Source organism: Myxococcus guangdongensis, from assembly GCF_024198255.1.
In the GTDB taxonomy this organism is placed as follows: domain Bacteria; phylum Myxococcota; class Myxococcia; order Myxococcales; family Myxococcaceae; genus Myxococcus; species Myxococcus guangdongensis.
Map to the genome: position 1 here is coordinate 945663 of NZ_JAJVKW010000001.1, position 15187 is coordinate 960849.

The 15187-nt window shown below is 69.4% G+C and carries 16 protein-coding genes; 6 read left to right on the forward strand and 10 right to left on the reverse strand.

The window, feature by feature from the left end; all coding sequences use genetic code 11:
- Positions 1-9 precede the first annotated feature (9 nt).
- The 6 genes from LXT21_RS03790 to LXT21_RS03815 form a co-directional block, all read right to left on the reverse strand.
- Complete coding sequence (locus LXT21_RS03790; protein WP_254036706.1) at positions 10-675, reverse strand: cyclase family protein; 666 nt, start codon at positions 673-675, stop codon at positions 10-12.
- A 99-nt stretch (positions 676-774) separates the two neighbouring features.
- Positions 775-966 (reverse strand): hypothetical protein, encoded by a 192-nt coding sequence (locus LXT21_RS03795; RefSeq protein ID WP_254036707.1) that lies wholly within the window; start codon positions 964-966, stop codon positions 775-777.
- A complete protein-coding gene (locus LXT21_RS03800) occupies positions 963-1886 on the reverse strand; it encodes a hypothetical protein (protein ID WP_254036708.1) in 924 nt (307 codons plus the stop codon). Before LXT21_RS03800 ends, LXT21_RS03795 begins: the two co-directional genes overlap by 4 nt.
- Positions 1883-2932 carry a pilus assembly protein gene (locus LXT21_RS03805; RefSeq protein WP_254036709.1) on the reverse strand — a complete coding sequence of 350 codons (1050 nt, stop codon included), beginning with the start codon at positions 2930-2932 and terminating at the stop codon, positions 1883-1885. Before LXT21_RS03805 ends, LXT21_RS03800 begins: the two co-directional genes overlap by 4 nt.
- A gap of 19 nt (positions 2933-2951) precedes the next feature.
- On the reverse strand, positions 2952-4982 hold the full coding sequence (locus LXT21_RS03810; protein ID WP_254036710.1) for a hypothetical protein: 2031 nt from the start codon (positions 4980-4982) through the stop codon (positions 2952-2954).
- Positions 4979-5713: a TadE family protein gene (locus LXT21_RS03815; protein ID WP_254036711.1), complete on the reverse strand. Its 735-nt coding sequence runs from the start codon at positions 5711-5713 to the stop codon at positions 4979-4981. Before LXT21_RS03815 ends, LXT21_RS03810 begins: the two co-directional genes overlap by 4 nt.
- Before the next feature lie 195 nt (positions 5714-5908).
- Between LXT21_RS03815 and LXT21_RS03820 the strand changes: the two genes are divergently transcribed.
- Positions 5909-6394, forward strand: coding sequence for a hypothetical protein (locus LXT21_RS03820; protein WP_254036712.1), 486 nt, complete (start codon positions 5909-5911; stop codon positions 6392-6394).
- Positions 6395-6439: 45 nt separating this feature from the next.
- Here the strand turns inward: LXT21_RS03820 and LXT21_RS03825 are convergent, their stop codons facing one another.
- Positions 6440-7357, reverse strand: coding sequence for an RluA family pseudouridine synthase (locus tag LXT21_RS03825; protein WP_254036713.1), 918 nt, complete (start codon positions 7355-7357; stop codon positions 6440-6442).
- Between the two features lie 319 nt (positions 7358-7676).
- Here LXT21_RS03825 and LXT21_RS03830 point away from each other — a divergent pair, with 319 nt between their 5' ends.
- From LXT21_RS03830 to LXT21_RS03850, 5 genes are all read left to right on the forward strand, one after another.
- Positions 7677-9494, forward strand: a complete 1818-nt coding sequence (locus LXT21_RS03830; RefSeq protein WP_254036714.1) for a Hint domain-containing protein — start codon at positions 7677-7679, stop codon at positions 9492-9494.
- A gap of 319 nt (positions 9495-9813) precedes the next feature.
- Positions 9814-10380 carry a TetR/AcrR family transcriptional regulator gene (locus LXT21_RS03835; protein ID WP_254036715.1) on the forward strand — a complete coding sequence of 189 codons (567 nt, stop codon included), beginning with the start codon at positions 9814-9816 and terminating at the stop codon, positions 10378-10380.
- A gap of 115 nt (positions 10381-10495) precedes the next feature.
- Entirely contained in the window at positions 10496-11158 is a 663-nt protein-coding gene (locus LXT21_RS03840) for a Rossmann-fold NAD(P)-binding domain-containing protein (protein ID WP_254036716.1), read from the forward strand.
- A gap of 59 nt (positions 11159-11217) precedes the next feature.
- Positions 11218-11862 carry a TVP38/TMEM64 family protein gene (locus LXT21_RS03845; RefSeq protein WP_254036717.1) on the forward strand — a complete coding sequence of 215 codons (645 nt, stop codon included), beginning with the start codon at positions 11218-11220 and terminating at the stop codon, positions 11860-11862.
- Positions 11859-12734 carry an SDR family oxidoreductase gene (locus tag LXT21_RS03850; RefSeq protein ID WP_254036718.1) on the forward strand — a complete coding sequence of 292 codons (876 nt, stop codon included), beginning with the start codon at positions 11859-11861 and terminating at the stop codon, positions 12732-12734. Before LXT21_RS03845 ends, LXT21_RS03850 begins: the two co-directional genes overlap by 4 nt.
- A gap of 74 nt (positions 12735-12808) precedes the next feature.
- Here the strand turns inward: LXT21_RS03850 and LXT21_RS03855 are convergent, their stop codons facing one another.
- The 3 genes from LXT21_RS03855 to LXT21_RS03865 all read right to left on the reverse strand — a co-directional run bounded on the left by LXT21_RS03855 (position 12809) and on the right by LXT21_RS03865 (position 15178).
- Positions 12809-13198: a hypothetical protein gene (locus LXT21_RS03855; protein WP_254036719.1), complete on the reverse strand. Its 390-nt coding sequence runs from the start codon at positions 13196-13198 to the stop codon at positions 12809-12811.
- 155 nt (positions 13199-13353) lie between these two features.
- A complete protein-coding gene (locus LXT21_RS03860; RefSeq protein WP_254036720.1) occupies positions 13354-14250 on the reverse strand; it encodes a phosphatase PAP2 family protein in 897 nt (298 codons plus the stop codon).
- The gene (locus tag LXT21_RS03865; RefSeq protein ID WP_254036721.1) at positions 14243-15178 is read right to left on the reverse strand and encodes a fatty acid desaturase family protein; all 936 of its coding nucleotides are present in this window, start codon (positions 15176-15178) and stop codon (positions 14243-14245) included. The genes LXT21_RS03860 and LXT21_RS03865 overlap by 8 nt, the downstream gene beginning before the upstream one ends.
- Positions 15179-15187 lie beyond the last annotated feature (9 nt).

Below are 15187 nucleotides of genomic sequence, written 5' to 3' on the forward strand. Positions count from 1 at the left end.
CCAGGCCCTTCAGCGCGCGCGGAGGATGGCGCGCGCTGGAGCCCCGTCGCCCCCCGCGATTCGCAAGGGCAGACACACCAGCTCGTACGTCCCCTCGCGCACCTGGGACAAATCCAGTCCCTCGATGATGCAGATGCCCGCGTCCAGCAGGGCCCGGTGCGTGGGCACGCCCTCGTCCGGGCTGCCGATGGACAGGTAGTCGATGCCCACCGTGCGCACGCCGAGTTCCGCCAGGTAGCGCGCGCCGTCCAGCGACAGGTACACGAAGTCCGGCTGGAACGGCTGGGAGGGCCACCGCCGCGCGGAGTTCGCCGTCTTGAAGAGCAGCCGCTCCCCCGACTCAATCGCGTGGCCCCTCAGCTCCTCCACCTGGATGGCGCGCGCGTCGCGAATCTCCAGCACGCGGGCCGCCCCTATCAACCGGTCGAAGGACAGCGCGTCCACGCCCTCGGCGCCCTTGACGAAGTGCACGGGCGCGTCGACGTGGGTGCCCGAGTGCGCGCCGAAGGACAGGTCCGACACGTTGGCGTCGTCCCCCTTGTCCAAGTCCTGGGAGCGGGTGATGCGCACCTCGGGGTTGTCCGGCCAGTGCACCATGCCGTCGCGCAGCGGCACGGAGATGTCCACCCACGGCGACGCGTGGGCGGAGCGGCTCGTCTCGGCAGCGGTCTCCATGACTCTCAATCCTGGCCATCCGCGGCGCGCCTCGCCGACGGCCAGCGGGCCCCGGTCCCCCGCTCGCTCCGGAGCCGGACGGGCCACCGCTCGCGCGGCTCAACCCACCGCGAGGTCGAGGGCGAAGAAGTACAGGTCCACGTAGGACTGGAGCGCCTGGAAGAGCCGTTGGGTGAACGGCCATCCGCCGAACGCCAGCATCGTGCTCAGCACCATCAGCGTGAGCAGCAGCGTGTACTCCATCATCGCCTGGCCCCTCTGCGAGGCGCGGCGTCGGGTGATGGGCTTCATGGAGCTCCCCCCTCGTTCTCGCTCGCGTCCGATGTGGACACGGCATCCGGCGCCAGGCCCTGCGCGGTGATGGCGGTCCGAGCGCCCTCTCGTGAGAGCGCGAGGCTCCACTGCCGTCCCGCGCGCGTGGAGAAGCGCAACCGCCGCGCGCCCTCCGCGGGCTCCGAGGGAACATCCTCTTCCGGGAGCTCCGCGTAGCCCTGCTCGGCCAGGGCGCCGCGATAGAACGCCTCCACCTTCGTCAGCGGGTCGGCCGTGTCGAAGCTCACCGTGACGGCCTCGCTGCCCTCGCCGCTCGAGCGCACCGCCAAAGGATGCGTGCCCGGATAGGGCGGCAGGTCCGCCAGGTCCTCGCCGCGCGAGCCGCTCCGCCACGCCTCCATGTCCGCCTGTCCGAGCACCACCGTGAGCCCCTTGTCGTCATGGTGCGGCATCACCATCACCGTGAGCTGGAGTCCCTCGTCGAACAGCGTCGCGCCGAGCGCCGGATACGGCACCAACCCCTCTGGCACCACCAGCCGCCCGTGCGGCCACCCCTTCGACTCGAAGTACCGCGAGTAGAAGGCGAACACGTCCTCCAGCGACGCCTGGGTCTCGAAGGCCGCCAGGTTCATGGGCACGCCGTGCGCGTCGAGCTGCTGACCGATGGGGACCCTCCGCCCCGCGCGCGGAGGCAAGGGCAGCCGGCGCTTCAACCCGGCCTGCCCCAGACGCCGTGCATCCTCTCCCGAGCGCGCCACGCGACTCGGCACCGGGGGCGCCGAGGGCTCCTGCTCCCAGGGTCCGGCGAGGAGCTCGGAGTCCATCGGCTCGACGGGCTCCGCGTCGAGCCGGGCCGTGTAGAGCCGGCCCAGCGACGAGCCGAGCACGGCGCTCAGGCCCAGTGCCACCACGAATCGGCGTCGTGTGCGTGTGCTCATGGCCGGTTGTAGTTCGCGTCTTCATGTCCCAGGTAGTTGTGCGGCGAGCGGTTCGCCTCGCTGCCTGGCGCGATGTCCCGGTGGTCGTCGTCATCCCACGGGGTCAGGTGCCCCATCTCTTCCCGGCCCGGGCGGTCCACGTCGAACCGCTGCATCTGCTTGGAGGGGTTCAAGAACCCGAACCTGAACTCGGACGTGTTCCCGAAGTCCTTGGGTGTATCCAACAGGAACAGCATGGCCTCGCGAACCTGCTGCGTGCCGATGGCCTTGTCCGTGAGCACGTCCTTCGGATGCAGCCGCGTGGGCGTGTTCATGTAGACGGCCTCGCCGACGTTCGCGTACTTGCGATTCCGGGCATGCTCCGCGGTGGTCACCGGGCTCTCGCGCGCATCCTCCAGCGCCCAGTCGTCGGTGAGCACCATGAAGCCAGGGTCTCGTGCACCCGGAGCCTTCTGTCCGGGACGACAGCCGCTCAGGGACCGCCCCATTCCGCAGACGGACATGCCGCCGCGCACGGCCTGCGGCAGACTCGCGGGGAGGAACGACGACTGGACCTCCACCTGCGCGCGGCAGGCCATGTAGCTGCCGCGATGCAGGTAGGCGCGGACCTTGGCGCCCACGCCATCGAAGGTCAGCAGCCGACCTTGTGCGTAGGCACGCACGTCCACCGGCTCGCAGCGCACGTCCGTGAGCTCCTGCTCCGCCACCACCATGCGCCGCTTCGCGGGCGACGAGCCCGCGCGCCCGAAGCTGTCCATCCCCGCCAGGGCCTTCATCACCCGAGGCCCCGTCACGGAGGTCACCTGGCGCTGCAAGCCGAAGGCGCCGTCGTCGTCCGCCTTGTCCGCGCCGGTGTAGCCCACCGCGTAGTCGTGCCCCAGGTGGGCCGTCAGGTTCCAGGTGGCCATCATCTCCGCCTCCTGGGCCCGCGTGGACGCGATGAACGCCTCACCGGCGTACAAGGCATAGAGCAGCACCGGGACGAGCACGAGCATCGCCAGGGCCAGCTCCACGGTCGCGGCACCGCGCGCGCGTGGGTTCTTCATGGGGCGTGCTCCCGTCTCGTCAGTAATTGAGCGCGGACCATCGGTGGAGATCCAACAGGACGAAGTACGTCGCGGGGTGGCCTTGCTCGGCCGCGTCCCTGGCATCCGTCTGCTTCACCGGGTGCAGCTTGGCGCGCCAGAAGGGATTCCAGAGGTTGGGGGGCTCGCCGTACTCCTCGTCGATTTCACTGGCGAGCAGGACCCGGGGCTTGTGGAAGTAGACGAGCCCTCCGGCGAGCGCGGCCATCCGCTCCCCCGCCGCCAAGTCCCCCGGCGCCTTCCAGGTGGAGAAGCGGACGGGCCCCGGCAGCCGGGCGCGGAAGTCGAAGTCCCAGGGCATGCGGAGGTCCTCCGCGGACGTCGGGCGCTGCTCCGCGACAGGTCGGGTGATGAGCGTCAGCGTGCGCGGCATGTTCCAGAGGTCCACGTCACGCTCCACGCGGGCCAGCTTGAAGCGCATGTGCCCGCGGTAGAACCCGCGCCGGGGACCCGCGCAGCGTGGGCCGTCGCAGTCACCCAGCTCCCGGCCGTGCCCCGTCCTGCGCATCAGGTCGCCATGGAAGATGTGATGGCTGTGCTGGGACGCGTCCCCGTTCAGGTCATGGTCATGGGGGTCGGCCCAGATGCCGTTGCGGCCAGGCTGGATGACCGTCGTCTGGGAGAACGTCTCCCCCGAGCCGAGCCGGTAGGTGCTGCTCACGCGGCCGTGGTCCTCGCTCGCGAGGCCATCCCCATCGCCCATGTCCTCCTTGAAATCGTGCCGGGCCCGGTGCGCCAGCTTCGCCAGCTGCGTCCCCGCCCTCGGCTTCGCCGCGCCGTGGTGGAAGGGGAACCCCACGTTGATGGACGGGTTGTGGGCATTGGCGAGCCCGGGGTCCTCGCCCGTGCCACCCCTGTTCGTGGTGTAGCGGGTGGTCCCGTGGTTGACGAGGACGGTGGTCACCGTGGCGCCATGGCTCCTCGCGGCGAGCTGGGCCCCCCGCTCCAGGCGGACCAGGTTCGTGTCCTTGTCGTTGGCCGAGGGAGACTCGCCGCCCTGCTCATAGCCGCGGCGGGTGATGAAGCTGGGGTAGCGCGTCGCGGAGAGGATTTCGTCGTAGTCGCGGTGGAGCCGCAGCTCGAGGCCGTTGTCCAGGGCGTCCTTGTAATACGACAGGGAGACCTGCCCCGCGCCTGCTTCCGCGCGCAGCTCCGGCGCCGTCATCGCGACCATCAACTGGGGCAGGGACTGCTGCGTCGGCGGGCGGACGTACATGTCCTCGCCCTGCCGCTCCACCCGCATCTCGGTGTTGGCGCGCAGCAGGAACTGCTCGTTGCCGCCCTTCGACAGCCGGGCGTCCTCCGCCTCGCCGGTCATCATCATCCGCAGCTGCGCATCCACCATGAGCTGCCGGGAGCGCAGGTACTGCACCTTCTTGAAGTGGTCCCTCGAGCCCTCCACCATCCGCAGGCAGCTGTTGCTGTTGTCCTTGCGGTGCCATTCGTCGTGGAACCAGCCGGCGCCACGGCGGTGGTGGTCCGACTCATCCAGGCACGTCTTGCCGTCCATGCAGTCCTTGTCCACGCGGCACACCCGCTGGCCATTCACCGGGGAGCACTGCCTGGCACCGAACCCGCCCGCCGGGTCGAACTCGCTCAGCCAGTAGATGTCGCGGATGCGCCGCGCGTTGGCCGCGCCCTCACACGCGTCCCTCACGCCCGCGCCGCACCGCCGCTGGAGCTTCTCCGCGATGCGGTCGAAGTTCCGCCCCGTGGCGCCGAGCATGTCCTCGTAGAAGGTGACGTAGCTCTGGTGCGCGTGGACGGAGAGGATGCTCACGTGGTGGGCCACCAGCGCCCGGTTGCTCCACGCGTAGAAGTTGAACGCCCGCGCCTCGGCCACCGCCAGGCTGTACGCGGTGGAGTCCGCCATCGCCTGCAGCTGAATCTTGCGCCGCGTCCTCGCGCCGATGGCGAACGTGAGGAACGTCGTCAGCACCACCACCAGCATCAACAGCACGGCCAGCACCAGGGACTGGCCCCGCGCCGAGCGAGCCTGTCTCGGACTCATCTGCATTGCCCCTCCAGGGGGACATCCGGCAGCGGGTCGCTCATCATCCGCAGCGTCCACGACGAGACCAGCGGCACCGTGAAGTACCCCTGGTCGATGCCCATCCGCGCGATGGCCCAATCCGGGCTGCGCTCGCGCGCCGTCGTCACCTCACCCGGCCTGCGCCGCACCGGCATCAGCGGGTCCGCCCCCCGCGTCCACGCCCGCCCCGTCTGCGACGCCAGCCACACCCGGCTGATGACCCAACCGGCGAACGGGACACGGAACTCGTAGAAGTACGCCAGCCGCACGTGCACCTGGGTGGGCCGCTGGTCCGGCGTGAGCTGCAAATCGAAGGAGGCGTTGGGCCGGTAGTCGCTCAGCCGGTAGTCCACCTGCACCAACGGGATGGGACCGGCGCCCTGGAAGCGGAAGGCCAGCGGCTTGTTCTCCCCCAGCACCCGGCGCGCCGCCCGCGTGAAGCGCTCCTGCGGCGTGCCTGACTCCCCCACCCCGCTCAGCGACGGAATCAGCGCCATCAGCGCCGCGCGCACCATCGGCTTGCAGTCCAGCCGGTAGACACTCGCCGACCGCGCCACCTTGTACGCGGCGTATTCGTTGAGCAGCCTCGCGTGATGGGCCAGCCCCAACTGGAGCACGCCCAGGAACACGAACACCGTCATCGGCAGGACGATGGCGCTCTCCACCGCCGCCTGGCCACGCTGTCCGACTCCACCCGACCTTCGGCGCATGCGGGGTCCCCTCCCCACGGACGCCAGGAAGATTCCTGGATTGACTCACTCTACAGGCAAATCCACGCTTAACCAGATAGATGCCAAGTTGATTGCTTGAGTCAAACGTTGACCGGTCGACATCCGCCCACCTTTTCTCCTCGGGAGGGGTCGGCTAGGGTGCGCCGCCCTTCACGGTTCACAGGAGCACAGAAGATGCCGAGGACGTCCCAGGAGCAGACCCAGGAGCGACACGCGTTCCTGCTCACCCTCTTCCGCCAGCAGCCGGACATCAGCAGCAAGGATGCGCTGGAGTCCTTCAAGACGAAGTTCGGGGCGACCATCAACCTGAAGACCTTCAACCAGCTGCGCGCGGAGGCCGAGGAGGAGGTGGCCGCCGTCGCCCCGGTGGCCGAGGAGCCCGAGCCGGAGGTGGAGAGCGCGCCCGAGCCCGCCGCCGATGACGCCGCCGCCCAGCTCAAGGCCGCCGCCAACCCGGAGGCCCTCAACGGCGCCGCCGCCCCGGCCAAGAAGCCGAAGGTCAAGAGCAACGGCCCGAAGAACGTCTTCGTGGACGCGCCCAAGGAGCACCTGACGTTCCTGGAGAGCATCGTGCAGCAGCTCCAGGAGGCGGGCGCCGCCAACGTCCGCATCGACCACTCCACGGACCGCTGGATGGTCCTCGTGGTGGACTCGAAGTAGTCCCCGACGGCCCGGGCTCCCCGTCGAACACGGGAGCCCGGCGCGTCAGCGACGCAAGAGCGCCAGGGCGCGCTGGAAGTCCTCCGGGAGCGCAGCCTGGACTCGCACCCGCTCCCCGTTCAGCGGGCCCGGCAGCTCCAGCTGGAACGCATGGAGCGCCTGTCGGCCCAGGGCCTTCGCCGCGGGATGCTCGCGGGCCGCCTCGGTGCCGTAGAGCGAATCCCCCAGCACCGGGAAGCCCGCCTCGGAGAGCTGCACGCGAATCTGGTGCGTGCGCCCCGTGTCCAGGTCCACCTCCAGGAGCGCGGCCCCGGCGAAGCGCTCGCGCACCTCGAACGAGAGCGCCGCGCGCCGGGCCGAGTGCACCCGGGTGGTGAAGCGGCGCGGGTCCTTCGGGTCTCTCGTGTAGGGCCCCTCCAGGCGCCCGTGCTCCGGCGGGTGCCCCAGGACGAGCGTCCGGTAGCGCTTGTCCACCTGCTTCTGCTGGAAGGCGCGCAGGAGCGCCGCCGCCGCCGTGTCCGTGCGCGCGAAGGCCAGACATCCGCTGGTCTCGCGGTCCAACCGGTGCACGACGCCGGGCAGCGCCTGGCCCTCCACGTCGAAGGGTGGGCGCTGGCTCGCGAGCAGGTCCACCACGGAGGCGGCGCGGCCCTCGGGCTCCACCACGAGGCCGGGCGGCTTGTCGATGATGACCAGGGCCGCGTCGTCGTGGAGCACCGTCAGCGGGGGCCCCTCGACGTGCGGGCGGGTGGGGGCCTTGGGCTCCGGCCGTTCGAGCTCGAGCTCCTCGCCGCCCCACAGCTTGCGCGTGGGCTGACACTTCTTGCCGCGGATGCGCACCCCGCCCGACTCGATGAGGGCGCGGGCGCGCTCCAGCGAGAAGCCGGGCACGTGCTTGGAGACGAAACGGTCCAGCCGCTCTCCCGCGACCTCCTGCGGGACGAGGAGTTTCTGCTGCGCCATGTCCACCCCGTCCCTCATGCGCCGCGGGGAGTCAACGCCCGCGTGGCGCCACCTACCCCTGGAGTCCCTCGTCGCCCGGAGCCCCGAGCCCCGGCGCCTGGCTCGCCGCGCGTGTCGCACCCGGCAAGGCTCATGATGTGACAGGCCGGGTCGTGGCTGACCAGCGAGGTCCATGGCTTGTCATTCGTTGACTTTTAAACACGGAGCGTATGACAGTGTTTATCCCGGGCTCAACCAGGCCCGCTCTGAGGGGGAGCTCATGGATTTGACGCACAGTCGCATCGCGACACGTCTCGTCGTTCTCGCAGGATGCCTGTCTTTGCTGCCCGGATGTCCTTGGGTCATCAAGCCCACGCCCAAGCCCAAGACGGTGGAGGAGCAGCGCGAGGTCGTGATGGCGGCCTTCCAGAAGCGTCCGCCTCACGAGGACTTCGTGATGCTGGACCTGGCCGATGACGACCAGTACGAGTACGCGCGCCACCGGCTGCAGGAGGCCGCCGCCGCGCAGGTCGCCCAGGGTGGCCAGGACACGCCGGGACCGACGGTGGCTCGCGACTTCGCGCGCGCGCTGAAGACGCTGGACGTCGCCCGGGCCAAGGCGGTGCGAGGCGGCCCGCGCCCCAAGCCCACCGACTGGGACTGCGACCACTTCATCCACGTGAACGACTCGCGCACGGTGGGCGGCGGCAAGGCGCAGCAGGCGGACAAGGCGCAGCAGGACAACCGTCCTTCGTTGATCCTCAACCCCTACGCCACGTGTGCGGGCGGCGCCACCCACGTCTTCACGGACGTGACGGCGTACGACAGTGACCTGTCCGGCAAGAAGCTGACGGTGCTGGCCAAGAGCGCCAACGAGGAGCACCACGACGGCAAGACGTTCGACGACACGGCGGTGTCGGTGCGGCCGTCGATGGCGCCCGAGAGCAAGGTCGTCGTGGAGTCGCTGATGGTGGCGCACAACGAGCAGACGGGCGAGGAGCACGTCTCGTTCGCGAGCCTGGACACGACGCTGACGCCCGAGCCGGTGAGCTTCACGATGGACCACCCCCGCTTCGCGAGCAACGAGCCCCGCTCGAACATCAACCTCACCACGTGCCAGCTGCGCGGCGGCGCGGACTGTGACTACGCCATGGTGACCAACGCCCAGGGCACCCTGGCGCCCTACCCCCAGCAGCCGGTGGGGCTGGCGCTGCGCAAGACGGGCAACCCCTGGACGGGAGACCCCGCGGCCTACTTCCCGTTCCAGGCGGGGCAGACCTTCGACATCACCAACATCTACGTCCCCACGCAGCTCACGTTCGACGCGGGCGCGATGTCGCAGCCCTGCGTCATCCAGGCGATGAAGAACGGCCCGACGACGACGCGGATGCGCCTCATCAAGACGGACTCGGGCGGCACCTGCACGACGCTCGCGGACCTGTCGGACCTGTTCGTCATCAATGGGAAGACGGCGAGCATCCAGCGGCTGGTCAACCTCTCGCAGAACACCACTGCCAACGGTGGCGCGGGCTGCACGATGGAGAAGATCGTCAACGAGCCCGTGGTGATGTCGATGACCCTCTACTCGATGGCGACGTGTGGCGGCGCCGCCGCGGTGCCGCGCCTGACGACCTTCACGAGCACGGCGCTGCCCACCAACCCCTTCAACCTCAACGTGCTCAACAGCTGCATGGCGGAGGGCACGAAGGTGACGCTCGCGGACGGGACGCGGGCGGCCATCGAGACGCTGAAGGTGGGCGACAAGGTCCGCTCCAACGCGAGCGGCCGGGTGCTGACGGTCCAGGACTTCATCTTCGGGCGGGAGCCCAAGCCGCTGGTGCGGCTGCGCGATGACCAGGGCCACGACCTGCGGCTGACGGAGAAGCACCCGGTGCTGCTCACCTCCGGGCTCGTGGTGCCCGCGGACAAGGTCCAGGTGAAGGACCAGGTGCGCACCGAGTCCGGCACGGCCTTCATCACGGCCACCGAGCGCGTGCCGTACGACGGCAAGGTCTACAACCTCAAGCTGGGCACGCCCGAGGAGCTCGAGTCGCTCGGGCCCAACGAGCGGACGCTGTTCGCCGATGGCGTGCTCGTGGGCGACGACACCATGCAGCGCGAGCTGACCTCGCCGCGCCGCGCGTCCGCCACGCCGTAGTCCCCTGCGTCGGGGTGGAGGCGCCTCTCCACCCCGACGTGTCTTCCGAGCCGGTCAGCCGAGGGCCGTGAGCCGCGACGCCCCAGGAGGGCCGCCGCAGTGCTCCTGCCCGAGAGCCGCAGCGCCGGAGCACCCGCCCGCGCGCGCCACACCGGCCCCTGGCAGCCCCCCCCATCCTCTTCGCGTTGGCGCCGCGGAGGTGCACGTCACCAGACATCCGAGCGTGCCGCGACGAGCCCTGCCTCGCCCGCCAGCCATCCGAACCGCGGCTGGGTTCAGTCAAATTGACAAAAAATGCGCCAGTTGTCACATTGCAACAATGCCAGCGACACTGAAAGACGACGAAGCAACAGCCCGACGCGCGAAGGTCCTCGTTGCCGCTCGCTGGTGCTTCCTCAACTTCGGCTTCGCCAAGACGTCATTCGAGGACATCGCCCGGCGCGCCACGCTCTCGCGCACGCTGCTGTATCGGATCTTCAAGGACAAAGAGGACATCTACCGAGCCGTCTTCGTGGACTGGCTGGTGTCCAGGCACCCCGACGCGAGGAAGGCAGCAAAGGGGCCCGGCAGCCCGTATGAGCGCCTGCTCGGGGTGTGCCGGCTGCTGGTGATGGAGCCTTGGGGAGAGATGGTCGGCGCCCCCATGGGGAGCGAGTTCCTGGAGGCATGCGAGCGGATCGACCCGGAGAGCGAAGCGCTCCATCGACAGGTCGCGCGGGAGTGCGTCACCACCATCCTGGCTGACTCGACGAGTGCCGAGGTCTTCCTCCTCGCGCTCGACGGGCTGCTCGCGGACCAGCCCTCAGTCGAGCAGCTCGAACAGCGCACGCAGGTTCTCGCGGCGCGTTTCGCCCCCAGCGCGTCGAAGAAGGGAGCGAGGTCATGAGGGCGATGTGGCCCTTCCTTGGCGAAGACGTCGCCACGGGCCTCCCGCGCAATGAGCCCCCCGCGCACATCCGGCATGGGCTCGGGCCCGACAGTGCTCCCGAGAGGTGCGTGCGATGAAGGTCATCCTCTTCGGGGCGACGGGCATGGTCGGCATGGGTTGCCTGCGCGAAGCGCTCGCTTCGCCCGACGTCGAGGCGGTACTCAGCATCAGCCGGCAGTCATGTGGCGTCGAGCACCCGAAGCTGCGCGAGCTCCTGCTCCCCGACCTCTTCGAGGTCGCGGCCGTCGAGCAGCAGCTCGTCGGCTACGATGCGTGCATCTGGGCAATTGGCGTCAGCTCCGTCGGTCTCGACGAAGCGGCCTACGCCCGAATCACCGAGGAGCTGACGCTGCGCTGGGCGCGCACGCTCCTCCGGCTCAACCCGGGCATATCCTTCTGCTACTGCTCGGCGGGGGGCGCAGGCGGGCCGGGAATGTGGGCGCGGGTGAGGCGCCGTGTCGAAGGTGTGCTGAACGAGATGCCGTTCCGGCACGTTGGCGCGGTCCGCCCTGGATTCATCCGACCGGGCCCTGGCATCCGGAGCAAGACGCGCGGCTACCAGCTCGGCATCGTCCTGCTGAAGCCGCTGTTCTTGATGACGCCGCTGCTGGTCCGTGCCTTCCCCGGGCTGTTCACGACGTCGGAGCGCCTCGGCCGCGCGATGCTGAGTGTCGTCCAGGGGCAGGCCGACGGGTTCATCCTCGAATCAGCCGACATCAACCGAGTGGGCGGGTGAGCGCGGCGCCTCGCGGTCCCCTCGGCGCGAAGCTCGGCGTCATCGGGGGAGTGCTCCTCATGCTCGCTGGCGCCTGGCTCTTCGGCGTCTTCGCGTGGGTGGGAGCACCTGGCGGACTGGCGCAGAAGCTCGTCGGGCTGGGGGCATGGGGTTACCTCGCGTTCATCCTCGTGTACACGGCACTGCAGCCATTCGGTGTCCCTGGCACCTTCTTCGTGGTGGCGGCGCCGCTCATCTGGCCGTGGCCGACCGCGTTCGCGCTCTCGATGGTCGGGACGATGTCTGCGAGCGTCGTCGGCTTTTCGTTCGCGCGATTCGTCGCGCGAGAGTGGGTCTCCGCGCGCATCCCCGCCAGGCTGCGCAAGTACGACGCGGCCCTCGAGCGGAGTTCCTTCCGAACCGTCGTCATCCTGCGACTCATCTTGTGGATGCCGCAGGTGCTCCACTCGTTCTTCGGCGTCTCGAAGGTCGGGTTCTGGACCCACTTCTGGGGCTCGCTCATCGGCTACGCACCGCCGCTGCTACTCGTGAGCTACCTGGGCGCGGAGATGTTCGACGCGTCGGGGAAGATGCAACCCGCCGCGTGGCCCATCATGGCCGGGCTGCTCACCGCATCACTCGTCATCGCCGCGCTCGCGCGAGCCTGGGAGCGCCATCGCCTCCCAGGGAGAACCCTCCCATTCTCCTGGAGCAAGAAACCATGACGCAGGACCTCCTAGGCAAAGTCATCCTCATCACCGGCGCGACGGACGGCATCGGCAAGGCGGCCGCCGCCGTGCTCGCCAGACGCGGAGCGACGTTGACGATTGTCGGCCGAGACAAGCAGAAGACCGAGAAGGTGCTCTCGGAGCTGAAGTCGACAAGTGAGAACCCGAACCTGGACCTCCTCCTCTGCGACTTGTCGCGGCTGGCCGACGTCAGGCGTGCCGCGGAGGAGTTCAAGGCCAGGCACGAGCGGCTGGACGTCCTCGTGAACAACGCGGGCGCCACCTTCAAGAAGCCAACGATGGGGCCCGACGGGTTCGAGCTGACGTTCGCGCTCAACCACCTCGCGTACTTCCAGCTCACGACGTCGCTGCTCGACCTGTTGCGCAAGACGCCCGATGCACGAGTCGTCTCGACCTCGAGCAGCATGCAGGCGCGAGGGAAGCTCGACCTCGCGAAGACACCGACATCCCTGGCCGGGTCGGGCCCGGCTGCCTACGCGACCTCGAAGCTCGCGAACATTCTCTTCACCCGGGAGCTCCAGCGACGCCTGGGAGGAACGACGGCCATCGCCAACTGCTTCGAGCCAGGCACGGTGCGGACGCAGTTCGGTGGTTTCGGCTCTGACCAGGGGTTCTTGCTGAACCTCGTGTACACACTCGCGAAGCCGTTCTCGAGCACGCCCGAGCAGGGCGCCGACTCCCTCATCTGGCTCGCCACGGCACCCGAGGCGGCCACGCTCCGAGGTGAGTATGTCTCGAAGCGCCGGGCCGTGACGCCGCAGAAGCAGGCGCTAGACCCAAAGCTCGCGGCCGACCTGTGGACACTGAGTGAAGAGCTCTGCGCCAAGGCAGTAGCGCGCGCCGACTGACCACCTTCGCATCAGCAAGAAACAGAGCCACCGCACTCTTCGGCCCCCAAGCCACACCGCGCACCTTCGCGGGCCTATGCGGCCCGCGCGCCCGGGCCACGTCGGCCTTCCGCGTTGCGCCAGCCCGTGTCGCGGTGAGGCCGTCCCCCGTTGAGCCGGTGCTTCGACTTGCGGCGCAGGAAGCTGCTCGCATCCTCGCGGCGGTAACAGGTGAGGAGGCGCTCGTCGTCACTCACCAACAGAATCCAGCCACGCGCCTGCCGCGCGAGTGACGATTCGCGCAGGGTCCGCGAGAGGTCTCGCTCCAGCACCGTGACGTGCGTCGCCCCCGCAGCGCGGACCCGCAGGCCATGGTCGAGGATGAAGTCCAGGACCTCCTGACGCAGCATCCCGCGCGCGCTGTGTTCGAGGAACGTGAAGGTGGGAAGAGTCGGGCGGGAACTGGACGGGCGACACCGGGCCATGGGGCTTCCTCCTGTTGCCTCCCCTCCTCTTCACATGTCGTTCCAAGCCACCCCACACGCGATTCCAGGGGGTTGCGGGCACAACGCCCGGGCCCCGCGGGACATTTCGTCAATGTGCCGCCGAGCGCGTGACAGCGCGACGCACGCACCTTCGGTCACCCCGGCGGAAGCACCACCGCGGTCTCCACGCCGCGCCTCCGCCGCCAGGACTCCCACGCACGCAGCAGTCGCGGATACAGCGCGCGGAAGGCGACGAACCACACGACACCCGCGAGCAGGTCGACCGCGTAGTGGTAGCGCAGCACCAGCGTGGAGACGAAGAGCATCACCGCCACCGGCAACATCCCCCGGAAGCGCCACGGATGCGCGAGCCTGTCGTGCGCGAGCAACACCAGCGTGATGTACACGTGCAGGCTCGGGAACACATCGAAGGTCGACGAGCCGTGGGCCACGACGGCCGCGTTCAGCCGCGTCACCCACCCGCCCTCCACGGGCACGGTGAACAGCTCGGGATACGCCACCAGGGGCCCCACCGCGGGCACCAGGTAGTAGCCCACGAGCCCCGGCACGTAGGCGGAGAAGACCTGACCGAAGAAGGCCTCCGCGCGCTCCCGCGAGCCCACCACCGCCCACGCCATGGCCAGGTGCAGGTAGACGTGGAACGACAGGTAGCTCGCGCTGAACACGTCGCTCACCGCCGCCGAGCTCCAGCGCTGCAGCCACACCGACGGCGTGCTCCCTCCGAACACCCACGCGTCCACGGCGAACAACGCGGCATCCCGCGTCGGAAGCCCGAGCACGGGGACGGTGTCCTTCACCGAGGCATAGAAGAAGAACGTCACCCCATAGGCCAGGAGCAACCGCACGCGGAAGAGGTGCCCCCAGCGCTCCAGGCGTGAGAGCCCCGCCACCGCGAGGATGAACAGGAGCGTCGCGCCGAGCACCTGGAGGAAGACCACCGAGCGCGCACCCGCGACGACGAGGAGCCCGCACGACAGCGCCCCCCCGAAGCCCGTGAGCAGCACCTCGTGCAGGAAGGGACGCTCAGACATCCGGGGATGCGGCGCGGCGGGCCTCGCGCATCAGCGAGCCACTCAGCACGCCCCACACGAACGAGAAGTACGACGGGATGAAGGGCGCGCCCTGCGCGACGAGCTCGGCCCGCAGGGACTGGTGCAGCGCGGGCAGGTTGTACCAGGGCACCCTCGGATACAGGTGGTGCTCCAGGTGGTAGTTCTCGTTGCACATGAAGAAGCGCGTCACCGGATTGGACAGGATGGTCCGCGAGCCCCGGACGGGATGCGTGTTCTCCGTCAGGAAGGTGTGCTGGCTCATGCCCCGGATGTTGACCAGCGTGTTGATGATGACCATGGGCAACACCCAGGCCTGCAGCAACACCGGCCACGGCACGAAGCGCGCCGCGAGCACGCCCGCCACGAGCACCATCGCGACCTCGAACCCAATCCATCGCCGCTCGGACGGCGTGCCGTGCTTCCAGCCCAGGATGGGAATCATCGTGATGTACGCGGGGTAACCGAGCAGCAGTCGCCCAAGGTGCATCGCCAGCTCCAGCCAGCGCCGCCCCGTGTAGTTCGCGTAGTGGTCGGGGTCCAGGCCACCGCCCAGGTCCCGGTGGTGCCGCAGGTGCAACACCTTGTACGCCGCGAAGTTCTGGAGCACGGGCCAGGCGCACAGCATCCCGCCCAGGCGATTCAGCCAGGGCCGCGGGGACAGCCCACCGTGCACCGCCTCGTGGGTGAACAGGCTGATGCCATGGAGCGCGGCCGCCGAGACCAGGTAGAGCGGCAGCCGGATGAGCCAGCTCGCCACCGAGTCGCCGTGCCTCGCGAGCAGCACGAGGAGCCACGCCGACACGCCCTGGAGCAGGAGGAACAGGGCGAGCCGGGGCAGATGACGGGCGTCGATTCGCTCCAGCTCGCGCAGGGACTCGGGAGACAGGGCTGCGGAGGGCGTGGGCATGGCGCGTCC